General features: G+C 70.7%; 22 protein-coding genes. 14 read left to right on the forward strand and 8 right to left on the reverse strand.

Features of this window, described 5'->3' with window-relative positions; genetic code table 11:
* Positions 1-301: 301 nt before the first annotated feature.
* The 3 genes from HBB12_RS13370 to zapE all read right to left on the reverse strand — a co-directional run bounded on the left by HBB12_RS13370 (position 302) and on the right by zapE (position 3,408).
* Positions 302-889, reverse strand: coding sequence for an NUDIX domain-containing protein (locus tag HBB12_RS13370; protein ID WP_236989790.1), 588 nt, complete (start codon positions 887-889; stop codon positions 302-304).
* A gap of 88 nt (positions 890-977) precedes the next feature.
* Entirely contained in the window at positions 978-2,114 is a 1,137-nt protein-coding gene (locus HBB12_RS13375) for a M20 family metallopeptidase (protein WP_236989791.1), read from the reverse strand.
* Positions 2,115-2,208: 94 nt separating this feature from the next.
* Positions 2,209-3,408 (reverse strand): cell division protein ZapE, encoded by a 1,200-nt coding sequence (zapE, locus tag HBB12_RS13380; RefSeq protein WP_236989792.1) that lies wholly within the window; start codon positions 3,406-3,408, stop codon positions 2,209-2,211.
* A gap of 198 nt (positions 3,409-3,606) precedes the next feature.
* On the opposite strand from zapE, the gene HBB12_RS13385 reads away from it, so the two are divergent.
* On the forward strand, positions 3,607-4,191 hold the full coding sequence (locus HBB12_RS13385) for a GNAT family N-acetyltransferase (RefSeq protein WP_236989793.1): 585 nt from the start codon (positions 3,607-3,609) through the stop codon (positions 4,189-4,191).
* Positions 4,192-4,387: 196 nt separating this feature from the next.
* On the forward strand, positions 4,388-4,588 hold the full coding sequence (locus tag HBB12_RS13390) for a hypothetical protein (RefSeq protein ID WP_236989794.1): 201 nt from the start codon (positions 4,388-4,390) through the stop codon (positions 4,586-4,588).
* 31 nt (positions 4,589-4,619) lie between these two features.
* On the opposite strand, the gene HBB12_RS13395 is transcribed toward HBB12_RS13390, so the two are convergent.
* Entirely contained in the window at positions 4,620-5,672 is a 1,053-nt protein-coding gene (locus HBB12_RS13395; protein WP_236989795.1) for a phosphotransferase family protein, read from the reverse strand.
* Between the two features lie 177 nt (positions 5,673-5,849).
* On the opposite strand from HBB12_RS13395, the gene HBB12_RS13400 reads away from it, so the two are divergent.
* From HBB12_RS13400 to HBB12_RS13415, 4 genes are all read left to right on the forward strand, one after another.
* Entirely contained in the window at positions 5,850-6,449 is a 600-nt protein-coding gene (locus tag HBB12_RS13400; RefSeq protein ID WP_236989796.1) for an invasion associated locus B family protein, read from the forward strand.
* 463 nt (positions 6,450-6,912) lie between these two features.
* Complete coding sequence (rlmN, locus tag HBB12_RS13405; protein ID WP_236989797.1) at positions 6,913-8,220, forward strand: dual-specificity RNA methyltransferase RlmN; 1,308 nt, start codon at positions 6,913-6,915, stop codon at positions 8,218-8,220.
* 10 nt (positions 8,221-8,230) lie between these two features.
* The gene (locus tag HBB12_RS13410) at positions 8,231-8,731 is read left to right on the forward strand and encodes a hypothetical protein (RefSeq protein ID WP_236989798.1); all 501 of its coding nucleotides are present in this window, start codon (positions 8,231-8,233) and stop codon (positions 8,729-8,731) included.
* Positions 8,732-8,886: 155 nt separating this feature from the next.
* Positions 8,887-10,446 carry a sensor domain-containing diguanylate cyclase gene (locus HBB12_RS13415; protein WP_236989799.1) on the forward strand — a complete coding sequence of 520 codons (1,560 nt, stop codon included), beginning with the start codon at positions 8,887-8,889 and terminating at the stop codon, positions 10,444-10,446.
* A 61-nt stretch (positions 10,447-10,507) separates the two neighbouring features.
* On the opposite strand, the gene HBB12_RS13420 is transcribed toward HBB12_RS13415, so the two are convergent.
* The 3 genes from HBB12_RS13420 to HBB12_RS13430 form a co-directional block, all read right to left on the reverse strand.
* Positions 10,508-11,143: a LysE family translocator gene (locus HBB12_RS13420; RefSeq protein WP_236989800.1), complete on the reverse strand. Its 636-nt coding sequence runs from the start codon at positions 11,141-11,143 to the stop codon at positions 10,508-10,510.
* 172 nt (positions 11,144-11,315) lie between these two features.
* Complete coding sequence (locus HBB12_RS13425) at positions 11,316-12,578, reverse strand: porin (protein WP_236989801.1); 1,263 nt, start codon at positions 12,576-12,578, stop codon at positions 11,316-11,318.
* A 316-nt stretch (positions 12,579-12,894) separates the two neighbouring features.
* Positions 12,895-13,773 carry a LysR substrate-binding domain-containing protein gene (locus tag HBB12_RS13430; protein WP_236989802.1) on the reverse strand — a complete coding sequence of 293 codons (879 nt, stop codon included), beginning with the start codon at positions 13,771-13,773 and terminating at the stop codon, positions 12,895-12,897.
* Between the two features lie 124 nt (positions 13,774-13,897).
* On the opposite strand from HBB12_RS13430, the gene HBB12_RS13435 reads away from it, so the two are divergent.
* The 4 genes from HBB12_RS13435 (at position 13,898) to HBB12_RS13450 (ending at position 17,372) form a co-directional block, all read left to right on the forward strand.
* Complete coding sequence (locus tag HBB12_RS13435; protein WP_236989803.1) at positions 13,898-14,164, forward strand: DUF1127 domain-containing protein; 267 nt, start codon at positions 13,898-13,900, stop codon at positions 14,162-14,164.
* Positions 14,165-14,256: 92 nt separating this feature from the next.
* The gene (locus HBB12_RS13440; protein WP_236989804.1) at positions 14,257-15,387 is read left to right on the forward strand and encodes a zinc-dependent alcohol dehydrogenase family protein; all 1,131 of its coding nucleotides are present in this window, start codon (positions 14,257-14,259) and stop codon (positions 15,385-15,387) included.
* Positions 15,388-15,978: 591 nt separating this feature from the next.
* Positions 15,979-16,416, forward strand: a complete 438-nt coding sequence (locus HBB12_RS13445; protein ID WP_236989805.1) for a tellurite resistance TerB family protein — start codon at positions 15,979-15,981, stop codon at positions 16,414-16,416.
* An 80-nt stretch (positions 16,417-16,496) separates the two neighbouring features.
* Positions 16,497-17,372: an NAD(P)-dependent oxidoreductase gene (locus HBB12_RS13450; RefSeq protein WP_236989806.1), complete on the forward strand. Its 876-nt coding sequence runs from the start codon at positions 16,497-16,499 to the stop codon at positions 17,370-17,372.
* 19 nt (positions 17,373-17,391) lie between these two features.
* Here HBB12_RS13450 and HBB12_RS13455 read toward each other — a convergent pair whose 3' ends face one another.
* The gene (locus tag HBB12_RS13455; RefSeq protein ID WP_236989807.1) at positions 17,392-18,282 is read right to left on the reverse strand and encodes an N-formylglutamate amidohydrolase; all 891 of its coding nucleotides are present in this window, start codon (positions 18,280-18,282) and stop codon (positions 17,392-17,394) included.
* A gap of 246 nt (positions 18,283-18,528) precedes the next feature.
* Here HBB12_RS13455 and cpdR point away from each other — a divergent pair, with 246 nt between their 5' ends.
* The 4 genes from cpdR to HBB12_RS13475 all read left to right on the forward strand — a co-directional run bounded on the left by cpdR (position 18,529) and on the right by HBB12_RS13475 (position 20,754).
* Positions 18,529-18,885 (forward strand): cell cycle two-component system response regulator CpdR, encoded by a 357-nt coding sequence (gene cpdR, locus HBB12_RS13460; RefSeq protein WP_048427828.1) that lies wholly within the window; start codon positions 18,529-18,531, stop codon positions 18,883-18,885.
* A gap of 113 nt (positions 18,886-18,998) precedes the next feature.
* The gene (grxC, locus tag HBB12_RS13465; RefSeq protein WP_236989808.1) at positions 18,999-19,256 is read left to right on the forward strand and encodes a glutaredoxin 3; all 258 of its coding nucleotides are present in this window, start codon (positions 18,999-19,001) and stop codon (positions 19,254-19,256) included.
* Between the two features lie 75 nt (positions 19,257-19,331).
* On the forward strand, positions 19,332-20,171 hold the full coding sequence (locus tag HBB12_RS13470; RefSeq protein ID WP_236989809.1) for a carbon-nitrogen hydrolase family protein: 840 nt from the start codon (positions 19,332-19,334) through the stop codon (positions 20,169-20,171).
* 109 nt (positions 20,172-20,280) lie between these two features.
* Positions 20,281-20,754 (forward strand): DUF1178 family protein, encoded by a 474-nt coding sequence (locus tag HBB12_RS13475; RefSeq protein ID WP_236989810.1) that lies wholly within the window; start codon positions 20,281-20,283, stop codon positions 20,752-20,754.
* Positions 20,755-20,800 lie beyond the last annotated feature (46 nt).

Genomic DNA, 20,800 nt, shown 5'->3' on the forward strand with positions numbered 1-20,800 from the left:
AGGGCTGTCCGGAGATAGGAAAAGGCGCGGGTTTCTCCTCTCCCCGCGGGCGGGGAGAGGGCCGTGCCGCCGTTCAGGAGGCACGGCGAGCCCGAAGGGCGAGGGTGAGGGGGGCTCGACGCGTGAGGCTCCTCCGGAAACACCCCCTCACCCTCGCTCCGGCTTTCGCCTTCGCTAGCCGTGTTCCCTGAACGGGAACACGGCCCTCTCCCCGCCCGCGGGGAGAGGGGAAACCCGCGCCTTTTCCTTTCTCCGGACAGCCCTGCCGCAGAGGGGGGAGGGGGCTTCCCGCGCCCAGCCGCTACCTCCGCAGCAACTCCAGAAGATCCCCGGGCAAATCCCCCCGTCGGGCCCGCTCGGCCAGGCACAGGAGCAAAGCCACGCTCGGCCCGTCGGTGATCGCGCCCGACAGGGCCTCGCCGACCGCCGCGGCGAAGGGCAGGCGGCGGATGCGCAGGCTCTCCTGCGGGTCGGGATGGGCCGGGCCGCGCGTCAGGTTCCAGGCGACGAAGCCCGGCACCCGCTCGCTCGAGATGCCCGGCGAGGCGTCGAGGCGCAGCAATTCGAGCCAGGATTCCGCCTCGTCGCCGGTTTCCTCTTTCAGTTCGCGCCGGGCGGTGGCGAGCGCGTCGTCGGCGACCGGGCCGGAGCCGCGGGGCAATTCCCAGGTGAAGCGGTCGAGCACGTAGCGGTACTGGCCGATCAGGCTGACGCGGCCTTGCGGATCGACCGGCAGCACCGCGACCCCGAACACCTTGAAGCGGAGCGCAACGTGGGGATGCTCGCGGCCGGATTCGTGGCGCAACCGGTCGAGGTCGAGCCCGAGATAGCGGTCCTCGTAGCGGCGCTCGCGCGAGAGCGTCACCCAGGGGTTGTGGCGGTCGGTCATGCGCGCCTGTCATCCGTGGCGGTCCCGCATCCGTGCAGGATGCGGGCCGGCAACGCGGGGCGGGGGCGAAAGATCGCTCCGCCCCTCCTTACAGCGTCTCCAGCAGCCGCTGCATCAGCCGCATCCGCGGGGCGATCGAGGAGATCAGGCCGTATTCCTGAAGCGTATGCGCCCCGTCGCCGTCGATGCCGAGCCCGTCGAGGGTCGGGATGCCGAGAGCCGCGGTGAAGTTGCCGTCCGAGCCGCCGCCGGTGAGGGGCACCTCGCCGAGATCGAGCCCGAGCTCGTCGCGGGCGAGCGCCTTGGCGTGGGCATAGAGGGCGGCCCCCGCCTGCGAGGCGTAGGGCGGCCGGTTCATGCCGCCGGTCACCGTCACGCGAAAATCCTGGCTGGCGCGCAAGCCCAGGATCCGGCCGGCATAATCCTCGCCGTCGGCGGCGGTGACGACCCGCAAATCGACGGCGAAGCGGCAATGCTGCGGCACCACGTTCTCGGCGGTGCCGCCGCTGATCGTCCCGACCGTGGTGGTGACGCCGCGTGCGTAATCGGTCAGCCCCTCGATCTCCAGGATCAAACGGGCGGCCTCCCGGATGGCATTGCGGCCGTCGGCGTGGCGGGTGCCGGCATGCGAGGGCCGGCCCTCGACATGGACGTCGAAGCGCCCGACGCCTTTTCGCCCGGTCACCACCTTGCCGCCGTCGCGGCCGGGCTCCGTCACCAGTACGGCGGCACTCGATCGGCCCAGATCCTCGATCAGCCCGCGGGTCGAGACCGAGCCGGTCTCCTCGTCGCTGCTGAACAGGAAGGTGAGGGGACGCCGGGCGAGGCCGGAGCGGGAGGCCGCGGCAAAGCCCTGGAGCGCCAGCCAGGCGCCGCCCTTCATGTCGTAGACGCCCGGGCCGTAGAGGCGGTCGCCCTCGACCCGAATCGGCAGATCGTTCGCGAGAGTGCCGATCGGATGCACGGTGTCGAGGTGGGACAGGACCAGGATGCCGGGCTCACCCGTCCGCGGCCCCGCCCGCAGGATCAGGTTGTCGCCGAAGCCGTCGCGGCCCGGCACCCGCTCGGCGGCGAGGCCCAAGCCGGCGGCCTCCCCGGCGACGAGGTCCATCATCCGGTTGACGCCGTCAGCCGAGTCCGTCGGGCTCTCCACCGCCAGCCAGCGCGAGATCGCCGCGACGGCGCGTTCCGGCGAAAAGTCGGTCGGACTGAGGGAGGGGGTCATCGGAGGCCTCGGTGATAAAGATCTAACAGCGCGGATGCGCCGCCGCTTCGGCGCGCGAAATGCGGCGCAATCAAGAAGCGCGCCGGGCGGGCGGTCAGGTCTCCACCAGCCCCGTCGTGCTGCCCGAGGCCCCGGAATCCGGCCGTCCGTGCGGCAGGGCGAGGTATTCCTCCGAGCGCATCTCGATCAGGCGCGAGACCGTGCGCTCGAACTCGAACGCCTCGCGGCCGGAATCGGCGAGATACAGCCCGGTCGGCTCGGCGGCGGCGGAAGCCAGCAGCTTGGTGCGGGTGTCGTAGAGCGCATCGACCAGGATGATGAAGCGCTTGGCCTCGTTGCGCTGGGGCATGTCCATGACCGGGATGTCTTCCACGATCACGGTGTGGAAGCGCTCGGCGAGCGCCAGGTAGTCGGCCGCACCCAGCGGCCGGGCGCAGAGATCCGGGAAGGTGAAGCGGGCGACGCCGCCGGCCGCTTCGGGAATCGCCACCTCGTGGCCCTTGACGGTGATCGTCGTCGGCCGGCCCTGCGCCTCGCCCGACAGGGCCCGGAACGCCCCCGTGAGCGCCGTGGCCGCCGCCTCGTCGGCCGGCACGTGGTAGACCGGGCTGCCGCCGAGCTTCTCCAGGCGGAAGTCGGTGCGCGAATCGAGCCGCACCACCGCGACCCGCTCCTTCAATTGCTCGATGAAGGGCAGGAACAGGGCGCGGTTCAATCCGCCCTCGTAGAGCCGGTCGGGCTCGACGTTCGAGGTCGCCACCATCACCACGCCGCGGGCGAAGAGCGCGGTGAACAGGCGCCCGAGGATCATCGCGTCGGCGATGTCGGTGACGGTGAACTCGTCGAAGCAGAGCAGGCGGGCGTCGGCCGCGAGCGCCTCGGCCACCGGCTGGATCGGGTCGTCGCCCTTCACTGTCCCCTGCTTCACCGCCTGGCGGTGGCGGTGGATGCGCTCGTGCACGTCGCCCATGAAGGCGTGGAAATGCACCCGGCGCTTCGGGTTCGGGGCCGCCTCGTGGAAGAGGTCCATCAGCATGGTCTTGCCGCGCCCGACCAGGCCCCAGACGTAGAGGCCGCGGGGACCCGCCACCGGCTCCGGCTGGCGCCCGAACAGCCGGCCGAGGAGGCCGGGCTTGTCCGGAGGCGGCACCTCGGCGAGGTCGCGGATCAATGCGTCGAGGCGGGCGACGAGGTCGGTCTGGGCGGAATCGCGCTCGATCGCCCCCGACTCGATCAGGGCGTCGTAGCGGGTGGCGACAGGGCCACGGGCGGCGGAAGCGGAGCTTTGCGTCACGCGGAGGGGATTATCCCGGCGCGCGGGCCTGTGCAATGCGGTGGGATCATGGCGGCGTCATGCGCCGAGGGCACGGCCGTCGTGCCCTGCAACCCCGGAACGGCGTCCCCATCTGCTGCATTGCACAATCCCGGTCGCCGACCGGGGTGAGGAAACGCTCGAGATCGTGCCGTCCCCCGTCCGGAGTGCACCTCGAGAATGCCAGAAACCCCACTGCCCGCCGGTACCGACATTCGGCTTCCTGCCGACCTCCAGATCCGGCGCCTCTGGTCGACCGACCGCGACGCGGTCGTCACCCTGTTCCGCGGTCTCGACCCCGACTCCCGCTTCGACCGCTTCATGGGCGCGGTGAGCGAGGCCGCCGCGGCGGCCTACGCGGTCCATGCCGTCTCCGCCGAGGGCCTGGTCTTCGGTGCCTTCGCGGAGGGCGCCCTGCGGGGCGTCGGCGAGTTGCGTCCCGCCGGGACGGCGGCCGAGGCCGAGATCGCCTTCGCGGTGGCGCCGAGCCATCGCGGGCGCGGGCTCGGCGCCGCCCTCGGCGCGCGCCTCGCGCAAGCCGCCCGCAACGGCGGCACGCGCCGGCTCCACCTGCGCTGCCTCGCCGGCAATCGCCCGATGCGGGCGCTCGCCAAACGCCTCGGCGCCGAGCTGCGTCCCGGCCGCCGGGAGATCCACGCCGTCCTGGCGCTCAGCCCGCCCACCCTGTTCTCGCTCTGGCGCGAGGGTGTGGAGGGCGTGTTCGACGTGGCTGTGGCCGCGTCGGCGGCCTGGCCGGTCCTCTGATCGCCCGAACGAGGCGCCGCCGTCCCGGCGGCATGCAGGCCCCGGGACGGCGAACGAGCGAAGACACCCTGTTGAATCATGAAGAAAGTCTTGATCGCGGCCTGGACTTGCCACGATCTGGCCCCGCCCGCGCCGGATTGTCCGCGTCAAACCGAAGGCGCGTCAGCAGAGCAAGACAGCAGGAGGGGACATCCCGATGCAGCCCGTCCGTATCACCAGCGGCGACGACACCGCGGCTCTGGAGCGCTCCGTCGCGGCGGCGCTCCGCACCATCGCGGCGGTGCAGGCCGAGCGTAGTGCTCCCCCGGTCCGCTCCGCCCGCCTGCGGCTCGCGACGATCTACGGCGTCACCCGCCTGCGGCGGCGGCGCGAGCGCGAGGATGCCGCCCGGGCGTGACGGGCCGTCGGGCGACGGCTCAGCCCTGCCGTCACCCCTGCGCCAGTTCCCAGCCCCGCTCGGCGAGCGCGATGCCGAGCGCGCCCTTCTGGCTCGCCTCGTCGCTCGACGCGTTGCCGGCCTTGGAGCGGGCGAGCACGCCCTCGAGGATCACCGCCAGGCGAAAGAGCGCGAAGGCGACGTGGAACGGCGTGATCCCGTCCTTGCGCCCGGTGCGCTCGCAATAACGGCGCACGTACTCGTCCTGGGTGGGGATGCCCAGGGCGGCAAGGTCGCGCCCGAGCATGCCGCGATAGGCGGACGGGTCGGTGTTGTAGGCGATGCAGTTATAGCCGAGATCGGCCAGCGGATGGCCGAGCGTCGCCAGCTCCCAGTCGATGATGCCGATCACCCGCGGCTCGGTCTTGTGGAAGATCATGTTGTCGAGGCGGAAATCGCCGTGGACGATCCGGGTCTCGTCGCTGTCCGACGGGACATGGGCCGGCAGCCACTCGGCGAGGCGGTCGATCGCCGCGTTCTCGCGGGTCTTCGAGGCGGTCCACTGCTTCGACCAGCGCTCGATCTGGCGCTGGAAGTAGTTGCCGGCGCGGCCGAAATCGGAAAGCCCGATCGCCGCAGGGTCGACGAGGTGGAGGCGCGCCAGGGCCTCGTTCATGCCGTCATAGATGCCCGCCCGCTCCTCGCGCGGCAATTCGGGCAGCATCGGGTCCCAGAACACCCGGCCGTGCAGCCGCTCCATCAGGTAGAACGGCGTGCCGATGACGGCGGGATCGGCGCAATAGGCCACCGCCTGCGGCACCGGCACGTCGGTGCGCGACAGGGCCTGCAGCACCCGGAACTCCCGGTCGACCGCGTGGGCCGAGGGCAGGAGCTTGCCCGGCGGCTGTTTCCTCAGGACGTATTCGCCGGCCTCGGCCATGACCAGGAAGGTCGGGTTCGACTGGCCGCCGCGCATCTGGCGCAGCTCGCGCAGGCGCCCCAGCCCCTGCTCGGCGAGGAAGGCCTCCAGCGCCTCGGTCGGGAAGCGGTGCGCCTCGCGCACCGGGATGGTCTCGGGCAGGTCCGACGGGGATGGGGCAGTCATGCGACCTTCGCGGCCTCTCGGCATACGTTTCCGTAAGGCCGGACCATGCCCCACCGGGGGCCGCGGGTCATTCCTGCACCGCAGCAATTCGTCGGGACGTGTGTGTAGCCCACTGATTCCGCCGCATTTTCCGGCAATCGGGTGGGCAAGCGTACCCCCCGCGACTAGAGTGCCCGCATGATTCGCGCATCCCTCCTCGCCGCCGCCGGCCTGTCCCTCCTCGTCCTGCCCGCCGAAGCCCGGCCGAAGCCCAAGGCGGAGGCCGCGCCCCCGAGCCTCCAGGCCAGCCCGATCGGCACCTTCGGCGACTGGAACGTCTTCGCCGCCGGCGAGGGCAAGTCGCGCATCTGCTACGCCATCAGCCAGCCGCAGGTGCGGCTCCCGAAGAGCCTCAAGCGCGATCCGGCCTATCTCTTCGTCACCGTGCGCAAGGGCGAAAAGGTCAACAACGAGGTCGCGGTGATGCTCGGCTTCGCGCCCAAGCCGGGCAGCAGCCAGGCGACGACCGCGGCGGCGAACGGCGCGGTGCCGGCGCCGTCCTCCAGCGCCTCCGATCCGAGCCTGGCGATCGGCTCGGCCCGCTACGCGCTGGTGGTGAAGGGCGCCAATGCCTGGGTGCAGAACCCGGCCGACGAGGGCAAGGTCGTCGCCGAGATGGCCCGGGGCAAGAAGGTCGTCGTCAAGGCCGTCTCGCAGCGCGGCAACACCTCGACCGACGAATACGCCCTCGACGGCTTCGGCGAGGCGATGAAGCGTACGCGGGAAGAGTGCAAGTAGGCGGACGATATTTTGAGAATCGCTTGAAAGGAGGGGCGCGGGAATACTCCTCTCCCCGCGGGCGGCTATCGCATTCACACATCTCGGTTCGAGCGTTCTCCCTCTCGAAGGTAGCGCGCCTCTCCTCCCCAGGCGATCCCGGGCTTGCCCGAGATCGCTCAAGCTTGTGGGGAGGAGTTGGAGGTGGGGGTGGTGCCGCGTAGAGCGCGAGGCACTTCCGGCACCACCCCCACCCCTAGCCCCTCCCCACAAGGGGGAGGGGAAAGCGCGAACATTTACAAAGAGTTGGCTCTTAGAGGAGTTGTGTGAATCCGCTAGCCGCGGGCGGGGAAAGGGGGAACCCGCGCCTCTTCTTTTCGTCGGCATTCCCGGTTCCCACTGGATTCGGCCCCGCCCATCGCGTTTTGGCCCGAATACCCCTATATGCGGCCCTCATCAGTTTCATTCGAAGGTTCGTAAGATCATGGCGACGGCGTCGTTCGACACCGCCCGGCGCGGGGATGGCGCCGTTTCAGCAGCACACCCCCCGGCGATCGAGAAGACGCCCGAGATCCGCCCCGAGGCGCTGGAGACCACCGGCCCGACCTCCCTCGTCGGCCTGACCCGCGAGGCGCTGAAGGGGCGGCTCGCCGCCATCGGCGTGCCCGAGCGCGAGCAGCGCATGCGCGCCGGCCAGCTCTGGCACTGGATCAACGTGCGGGGGGCCGCCTCCTTCGACGAGATGACCAACGTCAGCAAGGTGCTCAAAGGGCAGCTCGCCGGCATCCACACCCTCGACCGGCCCGAGGTGGTGAGCGAGCAGGTGTCGCGCGACGGCACCCGCAAGTGGCTCATCCGCATGCCGCCGACCGGTAAGCACGACCACAATCGCGGCGCCGAGATCGAGTGCGTCTACATCCCGGCCAACGACCGCGGCACGCTCTGCGTCTCGTCGCAGGTCGGCTGCACGCTGACCTGCTCGTTCTGCCATACCGGCACGCAGCGCCTGGTGCGCAACCTGTCGTGCCAGGAGATCGTCTCGCAGCTGGTGGTGGCCCGCGACCGCCTCGGCGACTGGCCCGGCAAGACCCCGCCGAAGGGCGCCTTCGTGCCGGTGGACGGCTCGCGCTTCGTCTCGAACATCGTCTTCATGGGCATGGGCGAGCCGCTCTACAACGTGGACAGCGTCATCGACGCGGTCGGCGTGATGAGCGACCACGAGGGCTTAGGCCTGTCGCGCCGGCGCATCACCGTCTCGACCTCCGGCGTGGTGCCGCAATTCGAGCGGCTCGGCCTCGAGGCCAACGCCATGCTGGCGATCTCGCTGCATGCCGTGCGCGACGACCTGCGCAACGAACTCGTCCCGCTCAACCGCAAATACCCGATCCGTGACCTGCTCCAGGCCTGCCGCGACTATCCGGGCGTGTCGAATGCCCGCCGCATCACCTTCGAGTACGTGATGCTGAAGGGCGTCAACGATTCCGACGCCGAGGCGCGGGAACTGGTGCGGCTGCTCAAGGGCATCCCGGCCAAGATCAACCTGATCCCGTTCAACCCCTGGCCCGGCTCCAAGTACGAGTGCTCGGACTGGGAGCGGATCGAGCGCTTCTCCGAGATCGTGTTCAATGCCGGCTACGCCTCGCCGGTGCGCACCCCCCGCGGCCGCGACATCCTGGCGGCCTGCGGCCAGCTCAAGAGCGAGACCGAGAAGCTGCGCGCCCGCGCCCGGATGATGCTGGAGGAGGGCATCGGCGCCGAGGGCGTCTATGCCGTGGGCCACGACGACGACTGAGGAACGAGCCATGTCGCTGGGCCGTCTCCTCGCCGTCGCGACCGCGCTCCTGATGGCGATCGCCTGCGGCGCGCTCGCCCTCGGGATCGGCATCGTGATGGATCCGACCTTGCGCGACCTCCTGGGCCATCTCGGCCTGTCGGGGCTGGAGGCCGTGCTGTCGGATCTTTCGGAGGGCTACGCGCCCGATCCCGGCATGGTCGAGGGCGCGGTGAGCTTAGGCCGCGCGATCCTGCTCCTCGTCGCGGTGCCGCCGGCCCTCAACGCGGTCGTCGGCGAGGTGCTGGGCTGGCGCGCGCTCGCCTGGTACGGCGGTGCCACCGGCCTCCTCACGGCTTTGCTGCCCTGGCTGATGCGCGGCGCCGGCGGCCCGGCCGGGAGCGGGGAGGGGCGGGTGACGGCGCTCCTGTTCTGCACCGGCGGGATCGCCGGGCTGGTCTACTGGCTCGCTGCCGGGCGCTTCGCCGGGCGCGGGCCGGCGACGATGTGGGCCGGGCCGCCGCGGCGATGAGCCGGCGCCTGTCAATCATCTCACATGTTATCGCAGGTGCGGGCACGGTCCGGTTGTGGAAGAGGCCGGTATCGGCCGGTCCGTGAAAGTCTTGTTTAGAGTCGCGGGCGCGGGGTAGGCCTCCAATCGAAGTCGTTCCCGAGAGATCCGTCCCGATGCCGTCGCCGCGCCGCCTTCTTGCCGGGCTCCAGACCGTCAGGGTCTGGGTCGTGCTCGGCGTGCTGGCCCCCCTCGGCATGCTCCTCGTCTCCGGCCTGATGCTCTACGAGCTGCGACAGGAGATGTGGACCCGGGCCGAGGAGACCTCGAACAGCCTGCTCCAGGTGATCGAGAGCGACATCGTGCGCAACGTCGAGATCATGGACCTCGCGCTGCAGGGCATGGCCGCCAAGATCGAGAACCCCGTCGTTGCCGCGGCCCCGGAGGGCCTGCGGCACCTGATCCTGTTCGACCGGGTGGTGACCGCCGAGGGCATGGGCATCCTGGTCCTGTTCGACGAGCACGGCAACGGCGTCCTGAACTCGCGCTACCCGTCGGGCGTCGGCGGGAGCTTCGCCGACCGCGACTACTTTCAGGTCCATCTGCGGAATCCGGAGGCCGGGCTCTACATCAGCAAGCCGTTCCAGTCGCGGATGTCGGGTGCCTACACGGTCGCGTTCAGCCGGCGGGTGTCGAAGCCGGACGGGTCGTTCGGCGGCGTCGTGGTCGCCACCATGAAGCTGTCGCACTTAACCCAGATGCTGGCCAAGATCGGCCTCGGGCCGGACAGCAGCATCAACCTGGCCCGCCAGGACGGCATCCGGATCGTGCGTTTTCCCTACGACGTGCGGGACGTCGGCATGGACCTCTCCGGGATGCCGACGTTCCGGCGCGCCGTCCAGGAGCGCAACGGCAGCTTCGCCGACCGCGCCGCCCGCGACGGCGTGCACCGGCTCTTCACCTTCACGCAGGTCGGAGACCTGCCGCTCATTCTGGCGATCGGGCTCAGCACGGAGGAGATCGAGGCCGGCTGGCGCGCCAAGGCGTTGATGATCGGCGCCACGCTGCTCGCCCTGTTCGGCCTCGCGGTGTGGCTCGCTCTGCTTTGCGCGCGGGAGCTGCGGCGTCGCGAGGCGGTCGAAGCCGAGCTCGCCCGCCTGTCGCTGACCGACGGGCTGACCGGGCTGCCGAACCGCCGCCGCTTCGACGAGGCCCTGCGGCAGGCGCTGGCGACGGCCCGCAGCGACCGGCCCGTCGCCCTGCTGATCGTCGACGCCGACCACTTCAAGCGCTTCAACGACCGCTACGGCCACGCCGTCGGCGACGAGATCCTGCGCGGGCTGGCGCGCTGCCTGTCGGCCGGCCTCCACCGGCCGGGCGACCTCCTCTGCCGGATCGGCGGCGAGGAATTCGGCGTGATCCTGGCCGGAACCGACGAGGAGGGGGCGATGCGGGTCGCCGAGCGCCTGCACGCGGCGGTGACGACGCTGGCGGTGGCCTCGATCGGCCTTCCGGCCGGCGCGGTGACGGTGAGCATCGGGCTCGCGGAGGCCGCCGGCGGCGCGCAAGGAGAACTCTACCGGGCGGCCGATGCGGCGCTCTACGCGGCGAAGAGTGCGGGCCGCAACCGCACCTGCCGGGCCGAGGCGCGCCCGGCAATCCCCCATCTGCGGCTGGTGGCGGGCGCGGGCGTCGTCAGAGCGTTTTCCGGCGAAGCCGATGCCGGTTCGTCGTAGAAAATGCGGAAAAATCAACGATCTGGAGAGCTTCGCGATTGCAGCGCGATCGTGAGGTGCCCTAGCGCACCGTGAGCAGGATGCGGGCTGCGAAGGTGCCGAACAGCCCGGCGAACAGCCAGTCGATCCCCCGCATCAGCCGCGGCCGGGCCTGGAGTGCGCCGGTGACCCGGGCGGCGCCCAGCACCATCAGGACGCCCAGCGGCAGCGACAGTCCGATGAAAGTGAGCCCCAGGAAGGCGAGCTGGCCGGTCGGGTCGGGGGCGTCGGCGTGCACGAATTGCGGCAGGAAGGTCAGGAAGAACAGCACCACCTTGGGGTTGGTGAGGTTCACGCCGAGCCCGAGCCAGAAGGTGCGCCGCAGGCCGCCCCGCATCGTCTCGGCCCGGACGTTCAGGGCCGAGCCGCGCCGCAGGGCGTCGATGGCGAGCCAGCCGAGGTAGAGCGCGCCCACCACCTTCAGCACCGTGAAGGCAGTGGCCGAGGCGGCGATGAGCGCCGAGAGGCCGAGCACGGCGGCGAGCGTATGGATCAGGGTGCCGAGGCTCGTGCCCAGCACCGTCACGATTCCCGCCCGCCGTCCCGACCCGATGGTGCGGGCGAGCGTCAGGCTCATGTCGGGCCCGGGCGTGACGAACAGCACCAGGCAGGCGGCGAGATAGGCGAGCAGCGTCGGGGTGTCGGGGAGGAAGCTCATCGGCGGCTCCGGGAGGCGCCCGTGGGTCTGTCATCGCGCCTCCGGCCGGCGCAAGCCAGAAAAGCTCCGGCGTCGGCAGAGAAAAGCTCCGACGCACGTCCGTCCCGACACGCGAAGCGCCCGCCCGGGGGAAGCCGGGCGGGCGCGAATGACGCCGATGATCGGGGAAGCGTCAGAAGGTGATGCCGCCCTCGATCATGTAGCGGTCCTGCGAGGTGCGGTTGCCGGTGCGGCCGAAGCCGGTTCCGAGCGTGCCGAAGGCCAGGTCGCCGCGGGTGATGTCGTAGAGCTGGACCCGCGAATACTCGCCGCGGACGAAGAAGCGGTCGAACGTGAAGGTCGGGGTGACGGTGAAGGACAGGGCCGAGCTGCCCGGGCCGTAGAGCAGGCTGGTGAAGCCGGCATTCCGCACGCCGGTCTGGGTGATGTACTCGACGCGGCCGGCCAACGCGAAGTTGTCGTTGAAGGAATAGGCCGCCAGGACCGCGCCGCCATAGGTCGAGGCGCCCTCGACGATGCCGATCCGGTTGTCGCGCGCGACGTTCGTGTACTGGAAGTAGGGCGTGATCGTCCACGGCCCGTTCGAATAGGTGTAGTTGACCGACAGGATACCGCTGTTCTGCTGGAACAGCGGGGTCGCGTAGGCGTAGCGGATGCTGCGCGACAGCACGTCGGTGCGGTCGAGGTTGAGGCCGCCGTTGATGCCGAAGGTGTTGTTGTCGTCGAGCTTGTAGGTGATGGCGCCGGTGAGCCAGCTGATGTTGCCGGAGAAGAACCCGTCGGTGCCGGCGACCGAGGCCGACCACGGGCCGTCGGCGTAGTTCACCTGCACGCCGTGGTTGATGATGTTCTCCTGGTTGAACAGGAGGCCGCGGGAGATGTTCAGGTTCTGGAAGGTGAACGGAGCCTCGGTGCCGATCAGGGTCGGCATGCGGCCGCCCTGGATCGACCACTGGTCGTTGAACACGTACTTGCCGAAGGCGACCGGCAGGGGCGTGAACAGCAGGTCGGTCTGGTCGAGGGCGCTGTAATTGGCAAAGCCCAGGGCCGGGATCGCGTAGGCGCCGGCCTGGACGTAGAACTGGAACGGCCCGTCGGCCTTCTGGATCCAGCCCTGGATGTTGGTGAAGTCGACCCGCGCCGCCCGGTCGCTCGGCAGCGGTGCGGCCGAGAACGGGAAGGGGTTGCTCTGGGTGTAGGCGTAGCCGGTGATCGCGCCGCCGACATAGATGTCGCCGAAGCCGCCGAGGGTGAAGCAGGACGGGTTCGGGTTCGGCTTGATGACGCCGCCATAGGCCGGCAGCGACAGGGTCGCCTTGCAGTGCTCGACCACCGCCACAGGGGCCGGGGCCGGGGCGGCCAGGTCGGCGGCGTGAGCGAAGCCGGACGACAGCAGGGCGACGGTCAGGCTGCTGAGGGTGAAGCGCATTGCCACGGTCGGGGAGTCCATCTGGGGCCGGGTGAGGCCGGGGCCAACTGCGGCCAAGCTGGCAGTGTGGCGGCAACGTGGCAAAACCATTTGTTGAGCTTTTGCTCAAAAATTGGGCAACCAAGCCTCTGTTGCGAAGGTGTATCCGGCGCCGTGTCTTTCGCGCAACGCGGGTGGATACTTGGCCGACGTAACACGGGACCTGTCGCGGCACGCGATGGCCTTGGGGAAGGCCGGCATGATCACGCCGGATTTCGGCGCCCGATGCCGCTGCGGTCGCGAATCGGCCGACCCGCCGCCGTGGCGGCGCGGGACGCGCCGGTCAGCCCTCCTCCGCCAGCATCCGCCGCAGCCAATCGACGAAGGCCGAGGCGGCGGGCGAGAGCGGGCGGTCCGCCGCCGGCACGGCCGCGAAGCCGTCGGCGAAACGGTGGAAGCCGCAGGGCGCGACGAGGCGGCCGGCCGCCAGGTCGTCGCGCACCAGCACCTGCTCCACCAGGGCGATGCCGAGTCCCGACAGGGCGGCCTCGATGCACAGGCCGTTATGCGGGAAGGCGGTGTCCCGCTCCGCCGCGACGCGCCGTCCCGTCGCCGCCTCCCAGGCCGGCCAGGAATGCGGCGTGTATTCGTGCAGGATCCGGGTCTCGGCGGCGAGGTCTCCGCCCTCCATCCGGACTCGGTAGCCGGGAGCGCAGACCACCCCGAAGGCGACGTCGCCGAGGCGGATCGCCCGTGCCTCGTCGCGGATCGGATGGGCGAGGCGGTCCCAGCTCAGCACCAGGTCGGCGCCGTCGTCGCGGATTTCCCTGGCCGAGGTCATCGACAGGCGCACCTGCACCGTCGGCCGCTCGCGGTAGAACCCCGCGAGGCGCGGCACCAGCCAGCGCATCGCGAAGGTCGCCCCGCAGGCGAGATGAACGTTGGTGCCTGCCCCGGCATCGCGCAGGCGCCGGTAGCCCCGCTCCAGGTCGTCCAGCACCCCTGCCACCACGCTCCGAAAGGCCTCGCCGGCGGGGGTGAGACGCAGGCCCGTGCCGGCCTTCTCGAACAGGGCGGTGCCGGCCTGGTCCTGCAGCGCCCGCACCTGGCGCGACACCGCCCCGTGGGTGCGCCCGAGCTCCTCGGCGGCCTTCGTCACCGAGCCGAGGCGCGCCGCGGCCTCGAAGGCGCGCAAGGAGGAGAGGGGCGGCAGCTGGCGCATGGCGGCATCTGTGAGTTTCGCGCACGAAGCGCGCTGAAGAACTCAATATACGGCCGCGCTCGTCCCGGGTAGCAGGACGGGGCCCGAGACGTGAAGGAGACTCGGGACAGGAAGGAGATCTGCCGTGGCCGCGACCGTCATCCCGTTCCCGTTGCACCGCGTCGCCGGCGCCCCGCGGGCGCCGACCGTGAGCCGCGCGCACGAACCGCGCCTCGCCGGCGTGGCGATCCTGAAGGGCTGGTTCCGGCGCTGGTCCGCCCGCCGCAATCTGGCCCGCGACCTGCCGTTCATGACCGACGAGACGCTCGCCGATATCGGGCTCACTCGCGCGGAGGCCTGCGCCGAGGCGCGCCGCCCGTTCTGGCGGGTGGGTGCAGACGACGCGGCCTGAGCCTGCATCCGCGGCCGGTTGACCGGCCGGTGGCCCGCTGCCAGCCTGTTTCCGCCGGGGCCGGGAAGACGCCCCGCCGGGAGGATCCACCTGTGTCCCTACGCGTTCGCGCCGCCATCCTGCACCATGCCCCCGTCGCGCGGCCCTATGCCAAGACGCGGCCCCTGCGCATCGAGACGATCGAGCTCGACCCGCCGGGGCCGGACGAGGTGCTGGTGAAGATCGCCGGTGCCGGCCTGTGCCATTCCGACCTCTCGGTCATCAACGGCGATCGGATCCGGCCGGTGCCGGTGGCCCTCGGGCACGAGGCCTCCGGCATCGTCGAGGAACTGGGAGCCGGCGTCACCGACCTGAAGCGCGGCGACCACGTGGTGATGTCCTTCGTGCCGACCTGCGGCGGCTGCGCGCCCTGCCGCGAGGGGCGCGGCGCCCTGTGCGAGCCGGGCAACGCCGCCAACGGCCGCGGCACGCTGCTGTCGGGCGCGAAACGCATCCGGTGCGACGGGGTCGAGGTGAGCCATCACAGCGGCGTCTCGGCCTTCGGCGAATACGCGGTGATCTCCCGCCGCTCGATCGTGAAGATCGATTCCGACATCCCCCTCGTCGAGGCGGCCCTGTTCGGCTGCGCGGTGATGACCGGCGTCGGCGCGGTGGTGAATACCTGCCGGGTGCAGATGGGCCAGAGCGTCGCCGTGGTGGGTCTCGGCGGCGTCGGCCTCTCGGCGCTGATCGGGGCGGTGGCGAGCGGAGCGGGCCGCGTCGTCGCGGTCGATCTGTCGGAGGACAAGCTCAGGGTCGCGCGCGAGCTCGGCGCCACCGACACGTTCCTCGCCTCCGATCCCGACGCCGTCGCGGCGATCCGCGATGCCACCGACGGCGGCGTCGATTACGCCCTGGAGATGGCCGGCTCGGTCAAGGCCTTCGACACCGCCTACCGCATCACCCGCCGCGGCGGCACCACGGCGACCGCGGGCTTGGCCAACCCGAATCACAGCTTCACCCTGCCGCCGGTCGGCCTCGTCGGCGAGGAGCGGGTGGTGCGCGGCAGCTACATGGGCTCCTGCGTCCCGGCCCGCGACATCCCGCGCTACATCGCCATGTATCGCCAGGGCCGCCTGCCGGTGGACAAGCTGATGACCGGCACCCTCACCCTTGACCAGATCAACGAAGGCTTCGACCGGCTCGACCGCGGCGAGGCGATCCGGCAAGTGATCGCGATGTAAGAGGTCGATTCTCCGACGCGATGAACCCGATGCGAAATCCGGGAGATCACTTCCGGATTTCGTATCATCAGCCCGCGCGGTGAAGCCGTAGGCTTCACACGCCTGAGCGAAGCCACTTTCCGCATCGCGACGCATTCAATCGGAAAGCGTATGACACCCTCCGGGTCATTCCGGGGCCGCGAAAGCGGAGCCCGGAATCCATAACCGCCGACGATGCCGGACAAAGCGGGCAGCGTTCCGCTTCATCTTGCATCATCAGTGGTCATGGATCCCGGTTTTTCGCTTCGCGGCCCCAGGATGACGATGGAAGGTTGGCAGTTTCGGCGAGAGAACCGAAAGGGCTTCCGTTGTCACGGCGCCAGTCGCATCACGATCCTCGGACGGCCGCACGGCGGCGTTCGCGATCGAGGCGAGCGTGTCGGCGAGGGCACGCCCGGGGTTTTTCTTCGGCAAACCGCGACGCTCGACCGCGTTCGTCGCGCGGCGCGGCGGCGCTGCACTTGTCGGGCCCGCGCGCCCATGCCTCGATGGGCGACCGCGACGACGGGGCCGCCGCTGCCGGCCCGAGGGATCTTCTTTCAAGGACGTGCCATGGGGCTGTTTCAGGATGCCTTCTCCCGGTTCGGCCGGGTCGTCATGTCCTATGCCGGCGACACCGCCTTCCTCCACGCCGCCTGCTCGGCGGCCGCCACGGTGATCCTGGCCGACCAGGAGATCGACGAGGAGGAGATCGAGACGGCGCTCGCGGACCTGAGCAACAACCCGATCCTGCACAAGTCCTACGGCGTGCTGAAGCTCGAGCAGGAGCTGCACGAGGCGATCGCCCGGGCGAAGAGCCGGGCCGGGCGGCTGGAGAACCTGCGCTTCGTCGGCGCCATCGCCGACCGTCCGCTGGAGCAGCGCCAGGACGTCTTCCTCATCGCCGCCGACGTCGCCGACCAGGGCGGCATCAGCGAACTGGAGCACAAGGCCCTCGACGAGATCGCCGAGGTTCTCGGCGTCGAGAAGGCGGTCCTGCTGGGCGTGTGACGTCCAGGCGTGCCAGGGCCTGACACGGCGCCAAGCCGCCATATCTCCCTCCCCACCCGATGGATGGGGAGTACGGGACGATGGATGTCGGATTTCTCGGGCTCGGCCGGATGGGCCGGGGCATGGCCCTCAACCTGGTGAAGGCGGGTCATCGGGTCCGGGTGTGGAACCGCTCGGCCGAAGCGGCGGAATCCCTGCGCGTCCACGGCGCCGTGCCGGTGGCGACGCCCGCCGAGGCGTTCCGGGGCGATGCCGCCGTGACGATGCTGGCCGACGACGCCGCGCTCCGCGCCGTCGTCGTCGAGGGTGGCCTCCTCGACCAGGCCGACAAGCCCAAGGTCCATCTCGGCGCCAGCACCATCTCGGTCGCGCTGGCCGAGGAACTGGCGGCCGTTCACGGCCGAGCCGGTGTCGCTTACGTCTCGGCGCCGGTCTTCGGCCGGCCCGACGTTGCGGAAGCCGGCAAGCTCAACATCCTGGCGGCCGGCCCGGACGCGGCGATCGCGGCGGCGCAGCCGCTCCTCGAGGCGATGGGGGCGAAGACCTGGCGCTTCGGCGAGGCGCCGGCCCGGGCCAACGCCGTCAAGCTTGCCGGCAACATGATGATCGTCGCGGCGATCGAGGCGATGGGCGAGGCCTCGGCGCTCGCCGAGGCGCACGGGGTCGCGGCCGCCGATCTCCTCGACCTCCTGACGAACACGATCTTCGCCGCCCCGGTCTACAAGAACTACGGCGCCTCGATCGCCGCCGGCCGCTACGAGCCCCCGGGCTTCGGGCTGGCGCTCGGCGCCAAGGACGTGCGCCTGGCGCTCGCCGCGGGAGAAGCCGCACGGGTGCCGATGCCGCTCGCCAGCGTGCTGCGCGACGGCCTGCTCGATGCGCTCGCCCATGGCGACGGCGGGAAGGATCTGGCGGCGCTCGCCACCGTCTCGATGCGACGGGCGGGCAGGGGCTGAACCCCGCCCTCGGCGGCGCCTACTCGGCGGCGATGCGCCGGGGGGCGAGATCGAGGGAGGCATGTCCCAATGTCTCCGCCACCGCCGTCAGGATCCGCGACAGGGCGTCGAAGCCGGGGCGGGGCAGGAGCTTGCGCTCGTCCATGTAGAGGGCGCGGTTGATCTCGATCTGCAGGGCGTGGCGGCCGAAGGCCGGCTCGCCGTAATGCTCGGTGATGAAGCCGCCGGCATAGGGCTTGTTGCGCACCACCCGCAGGCCGTGGCCGCGGAAGGCGGCCTCGGCGCAGTCGATCAGGTCGGGCGCGCAAGCCGTGCCGAAGCGGTCGCCGAGCACCACGTCGATCGCCGGCCCCTCGTCGCGCCCGAGGCTCGTCGAGGGCATCGAGTGGCAGTCGATCAGGACCGCATGGCCGAAGGTCCGGGCGGTGCGCGCCACCAGCTCCTTCAGGGTGCGGTGATAGGGCTTGTACAGCTCCTCGATCCGCGCGATCGCCTCCTCGACCGGCAGGCGGCCGCGGTAGATCTCCTGGCCGTCCGCCACCACCCGCGGCACCGTGCCGAGGCCGCCCGCCACCCGCATCGAGCGCACGTTGACGAAGGGCGGCAGCCGCCCGTCGAACATCCGCGGGTCGAGCTCGTAGGGCTCGCGGTTCACGTCGAGATAGGCCCGCGGGAAGGCGGCCTGCATCAGCGGCGCGCCGAGACCGACGACGGGGGCGTAGAGCCGGTCGACGAAGGCATCCTCCGAGCGGCGCAGGGCCACCGCATCGAGCCGCGAGGCGTCCACGAAGGAGGCCGGATAGACGGCTCCCGAATGGCCGGTGTTGTAGACGAACGGCAGGGTCTGCCGCTCCGGCTCGTCGACCCGGAAGGGCGGCGTGAACAGGCTGGCGGGAGGAACCCGGCTCATCCGGTCGTCCGGAAGCGGAGGGGAGGAGGCATGGGACGCGGTCGCACCTTCATCCGGCTAATCTGGCGCTCCGGCCCGGCCCTGTCCACTGCCGCGAGGGTGTCGCGCGCCCGCAAGTCCGGCCCGGATTCCGCCCGACGAATCCCGTGGGGAACCCGCTCCGAGGAGCGGCGCGTCAACACTCTGTTTACCACGCGGCCGCTTTATGGAATGAACACAGCGAATCGGTATCCGGGACTCCCGTTCATGAAGATCCTCCTCGCGGAAGACGACAACGACATGCGTCGCTTCCTCGCCAAGGCGCTCCAGAACGCGGGCTACGACGTGGCCTCGTTCGACAACGGCCTCTCGGCCTATAACCGCCTGCGCGAGGAGCCGTTCGAGCTCCTGCTCACCGACATCGTGATGCCCGAGATGGACGGCATCGAGCTGGCGCGCCGCGCCACCGAGCTCGATCCCGACATCAAGGTGATGTTCATCACGGGCTTCGCCGCGGTGGCGCTCAACCCCGACTCGAAGGCCCCGAAGGACGCCAAGGTCCTGTCGAAGCCGTTCCACCTGCGCGAGCTCGTCACCGAGGTCGAAAAGCTGATGGCGGCCTGACGGCCGCTTCCCCGCCTCGATCATGGCCTGAACGCGGCTGGCGCGCTCCGTTGCGGGCGCCTATATCGGGCATAGCCCGATCATGGGCCCTCCCGAGCAGCGCGAGCCGACGGATGCAGCCGGTCACGATCTACACCACCAGCTGGTGCCCCTATTGCTCGGCGGCCAAGTCGCTGCTGCAGGAGAAGGGCGCCGCCTTCACCGAGATCGACGTCGAGGCCAAGGCGGGCGCCCGGCGCGAGATGACCGACAAGGCCGGCGGCCGCACCAGCGTGCCGCAGATCTTCGTCGGCGAGACCCATGTCGGCGGCTGCGACGACCTCTACGCCCTCGACCGCTCCGGCCGCCTCGACCCGCTGCTCGCCGGCTGAGCCCGTTGCGCTGAAGCCTTTGCGGCGTCTGGCATGCCGTCGTAAGCTGGCCGGGTCTTCCCGGAGTTGCAGCCCATGACCGCTCCCCGCTTCGTCGCCGCCTGCGTGCAGATGCGCTCCGGCCGCGACCCCGCGCAGAACCGCGACGCCGCGGTGGCGGGCATCCGCGAGGCGGCGGAACGCGGCGCGCATTACGTCCAGACGCCGGAGATGACTTCGCTCCTCGAGCGCGACCGGCCGAGCCTTTTCGAGAAGATCCGCGAGCCCGAGCACGATTCGACCCTCGGGGCGCTGCGCGACGTCGCCCGCGAGCGGGGCGTCGTGGTCCATGTCGGATCGCTCGCGGTGAAGAACGGCGACAAGGTCGCCAACCGCGCCTTCGTGATCGACCGCGAGGGCGCGATCACCGCCGCGTACGACAAGCTCCACCTCTACGACGTCGATCTGCCGAACGGCGAGAGCTACCGCGAATCGGCCACCTATACCGGCGGCGCCCGGGCCGTTGTCACCGACCTGCCCTGGGGCCGGCTCGGCGTCGCGATCTGCTACGACGTGCGTTTCCCCGCCCTCTACCGGGCGCTCGCCGAGGCCGGAGCCGAGATCCTGTCGGCGCCCGCTGCCTTCACCCGCCAGACCGGCGAGGCGCATTGGCACGTGCTCCAGCGCGCCCGGGCGATCGAGACCGGCTCGTTCATGATCTCGGCGGCGCAAGGCGGCCGGCACGAGGACGGGCGCGAGACCTACGGCCACTCGCTCATCGTCGATCCCTGGGGCAGGGTCCTGGCCGAGGCCGACGGCAACGAACCCGGCGTGATCCTGGCCGAGATCGACATGGCGCTCGTGGCCGATGCGCGCGCCCGCATCCCGGCCCTGCGCCACGCCCGTCCGATCGTGATCGAGACCGCCGGCGCCTGACCGGCGTCACGGCCGACAGGCTTCCCTTGCGGCCGGATTTCCGCCACACGGAGGGTTCGCAGCGTCGCAGCCCCTCGCAGCCGCTGGCCCGGTCACCGATATCCTCCTCATGATCCGCTACGCCCTGTCCTGCGATTCCGGCCACAGCTTCGAGAGCTGGTTCCCGTCGAGCGAGTCCTACGACGAGCAGGCGCGGGCCGGCTTCGTGACCTGTCCGTTCTGCAACAGCCCGAAGGTGGCCAAGCAGATCATGGCGCCGTCGCTCGGCCGCACGGCGAACCTTCCCGCTCCGGTCGAGGCGCCGAACGTGCCCGCGGCGCCGGCCTCCGCCGAGGCGCCGGTCAGCCTGGTCGCCGAGCCCGAGCGGCAGCTGCGCGCGATGATCCGCGCCCTGCACGAGCACGTCGCCCGCACCGCCGACCATGTCGGCGAGAACTTCGCGACGGAAGCCCGGAAGATGCATTACGGCGAGACCGAGCAGCGGGCGATCTACGGCGAGGCGAGCCTGACCGAGGCGCGCTCGCTCCTGGAGGAAGGGATCGCGGTGCAGCCGCTGCCGTCCTTGCCGGATGACCGGAATTGAGTTGATCGGGTCGTTGGTCTGTCAGAGCTTATTTGACTCACTCGGA

The sequence above is a fragment of the Methylobacterium sp. SyP6R genome, from assembly GCF_019216885.1.
Lineage (GTDB): Bacteria > Pseudomonadota > Alphaproteobacteria > Rhizobiales > Beijerinckiaceae > Methylobacterium.

What these genes read in the sequence shown, in the direction of transcription:
- HBB12_RS13370 (WP_236989790.1), bottom strand. Translation starts at nt 889, where the DNA reads ATGACCGACCGCCACAACCCCTGGGTGACGCTCTCGCGCGAGCGCCGC.
- HBB12_RS13375 (WP_236989791.1), bottom strand. Translation starts at nt 2,114, where the DNA reads ATGACCCCCTCCCTCAGTCCGACCGACTTTTCGCCGGAACGCGCCGTC.
- HBB12_RS13385 (WP_236989793.1), top strand. Translation starts at nt 3,607, where the DNA reads ATGCCAGAAACCCCACTGCCCGCCGGTACCGACATTCGGCTTCCTGCC.
- HBB12_RS13390 (WP_236989794.1), top strand. Translation starts at nt 4,388, where the DNA reads ATGCAGCCCGTCCGTATCACCAGCGGCGACGACACCGCGGCTCTGGAG.
- HBB12_RS13395 (WP_236989795.1), bottom strand. Translation starts at nt 5,672, where the DNA reads ATGACTGCCCCATCCCCGTCGGACCTGCCCGAGACCATCCCGGTGCGC.
- HBB12_RS13400 (WP_236989796.1), top strand. Translation starts at nt 5,850, where the DNA reads ATGATTCGCGCATCCCTCCTCGCCGCCGCCGGCCTGTCCCTCCTCGTC.
- rlmN (WP_236989797.1), top strand. Translation starts at nt 6,913, where the DNA reads ATGGCGACGGCGTCGTTCGACACCGCCCGGCGCGGGGATGGCGCCGTT.
- HBB12_RS13410 (WP_236989798.1), top strand. Translation starts at nt 8,231, where the DNA reads ATGTCGCTGGGCCGTCTCCTCGCCGTCGCGACCGCGCTCCTGATGGCG.
- HBB12_RS13415 (WP_236989799.1), top strand. Translation starts at nt 8,887, where the DNA reads ATGCCGTCGCCGCGCCGCCTTCTTGCCGGGCTCCAGACCGTCAGGGTC.
- HBB12_RS13420 (WP_236989800.1), bottom strand. Translation starts at nt 11,143, where the DNA reads ATGAGCTTCCTCCCCGACACCCCGACGCTGCTCGCCTATCTCGCCGCC.
- HBB12_RS13430 (WP_236989802.1), bottom strand. Translation starts at nt 13,773, where the DNA reads ATGCGCCAGCTGCCGCCCCTCTCCTCCTTGCGCGCCTTCGAGGCCGCG.
- HBB12_RS13445 (WP_236989805.1), top strand. Translation starts at nt 15,979, where the DNA reads ATGGGGCTGTTTCAGGATGCCTTCTCCCGGTTCGGCCGGGTCGTCATG.
- HBB12_RS13450 (WP_236989806.1), top strand. Translation starts at nt 16,497, where the DNA reads ATGGATGTCGGATTTCTCGGGCTCGGCCGGATGGGCCGGGGCATGGCC.
- HBB12_RS13455 (WP_236989807.1), bottom strand. Translation starts at nt 18,282, where the DNA reads ATGAGCCGGGTTCCTCCCGCCAGCCTGTTCACGCCGCCCTTCCGGGTC.
- cpdR (WP_048427828.1), top strand. Translation starts at nt 18,529, where the DNA reads ATGAAGATCCTCCTCGCGGAAGACGACAACGACATGCGTCGCTTCCTC.
- grxC (WP_236989808.1), top strand. Translation starts at nt 18,999, where the DNA reads ATGCAGCCGGTCACGATCTACACCACCAGCTGGTGCCCCTATTGCTCG.
- HBB12_RS13470 (WP_236989809.1), top strand. Translation starts at nt 19,332, where the DNA reads ATGACCGCTCCCCGCTTCGTCGCCGCCTGCGTGCAGATGCGCTCCGGC.
- HBB12_RS13475 (WP_236989810.1), top strand. Translation starts at nt 20,281, where the DNA reads ATGATCCGCTACGCCCTGTCCTGCGATTCCGGCCACAGCTTCGAGAGC.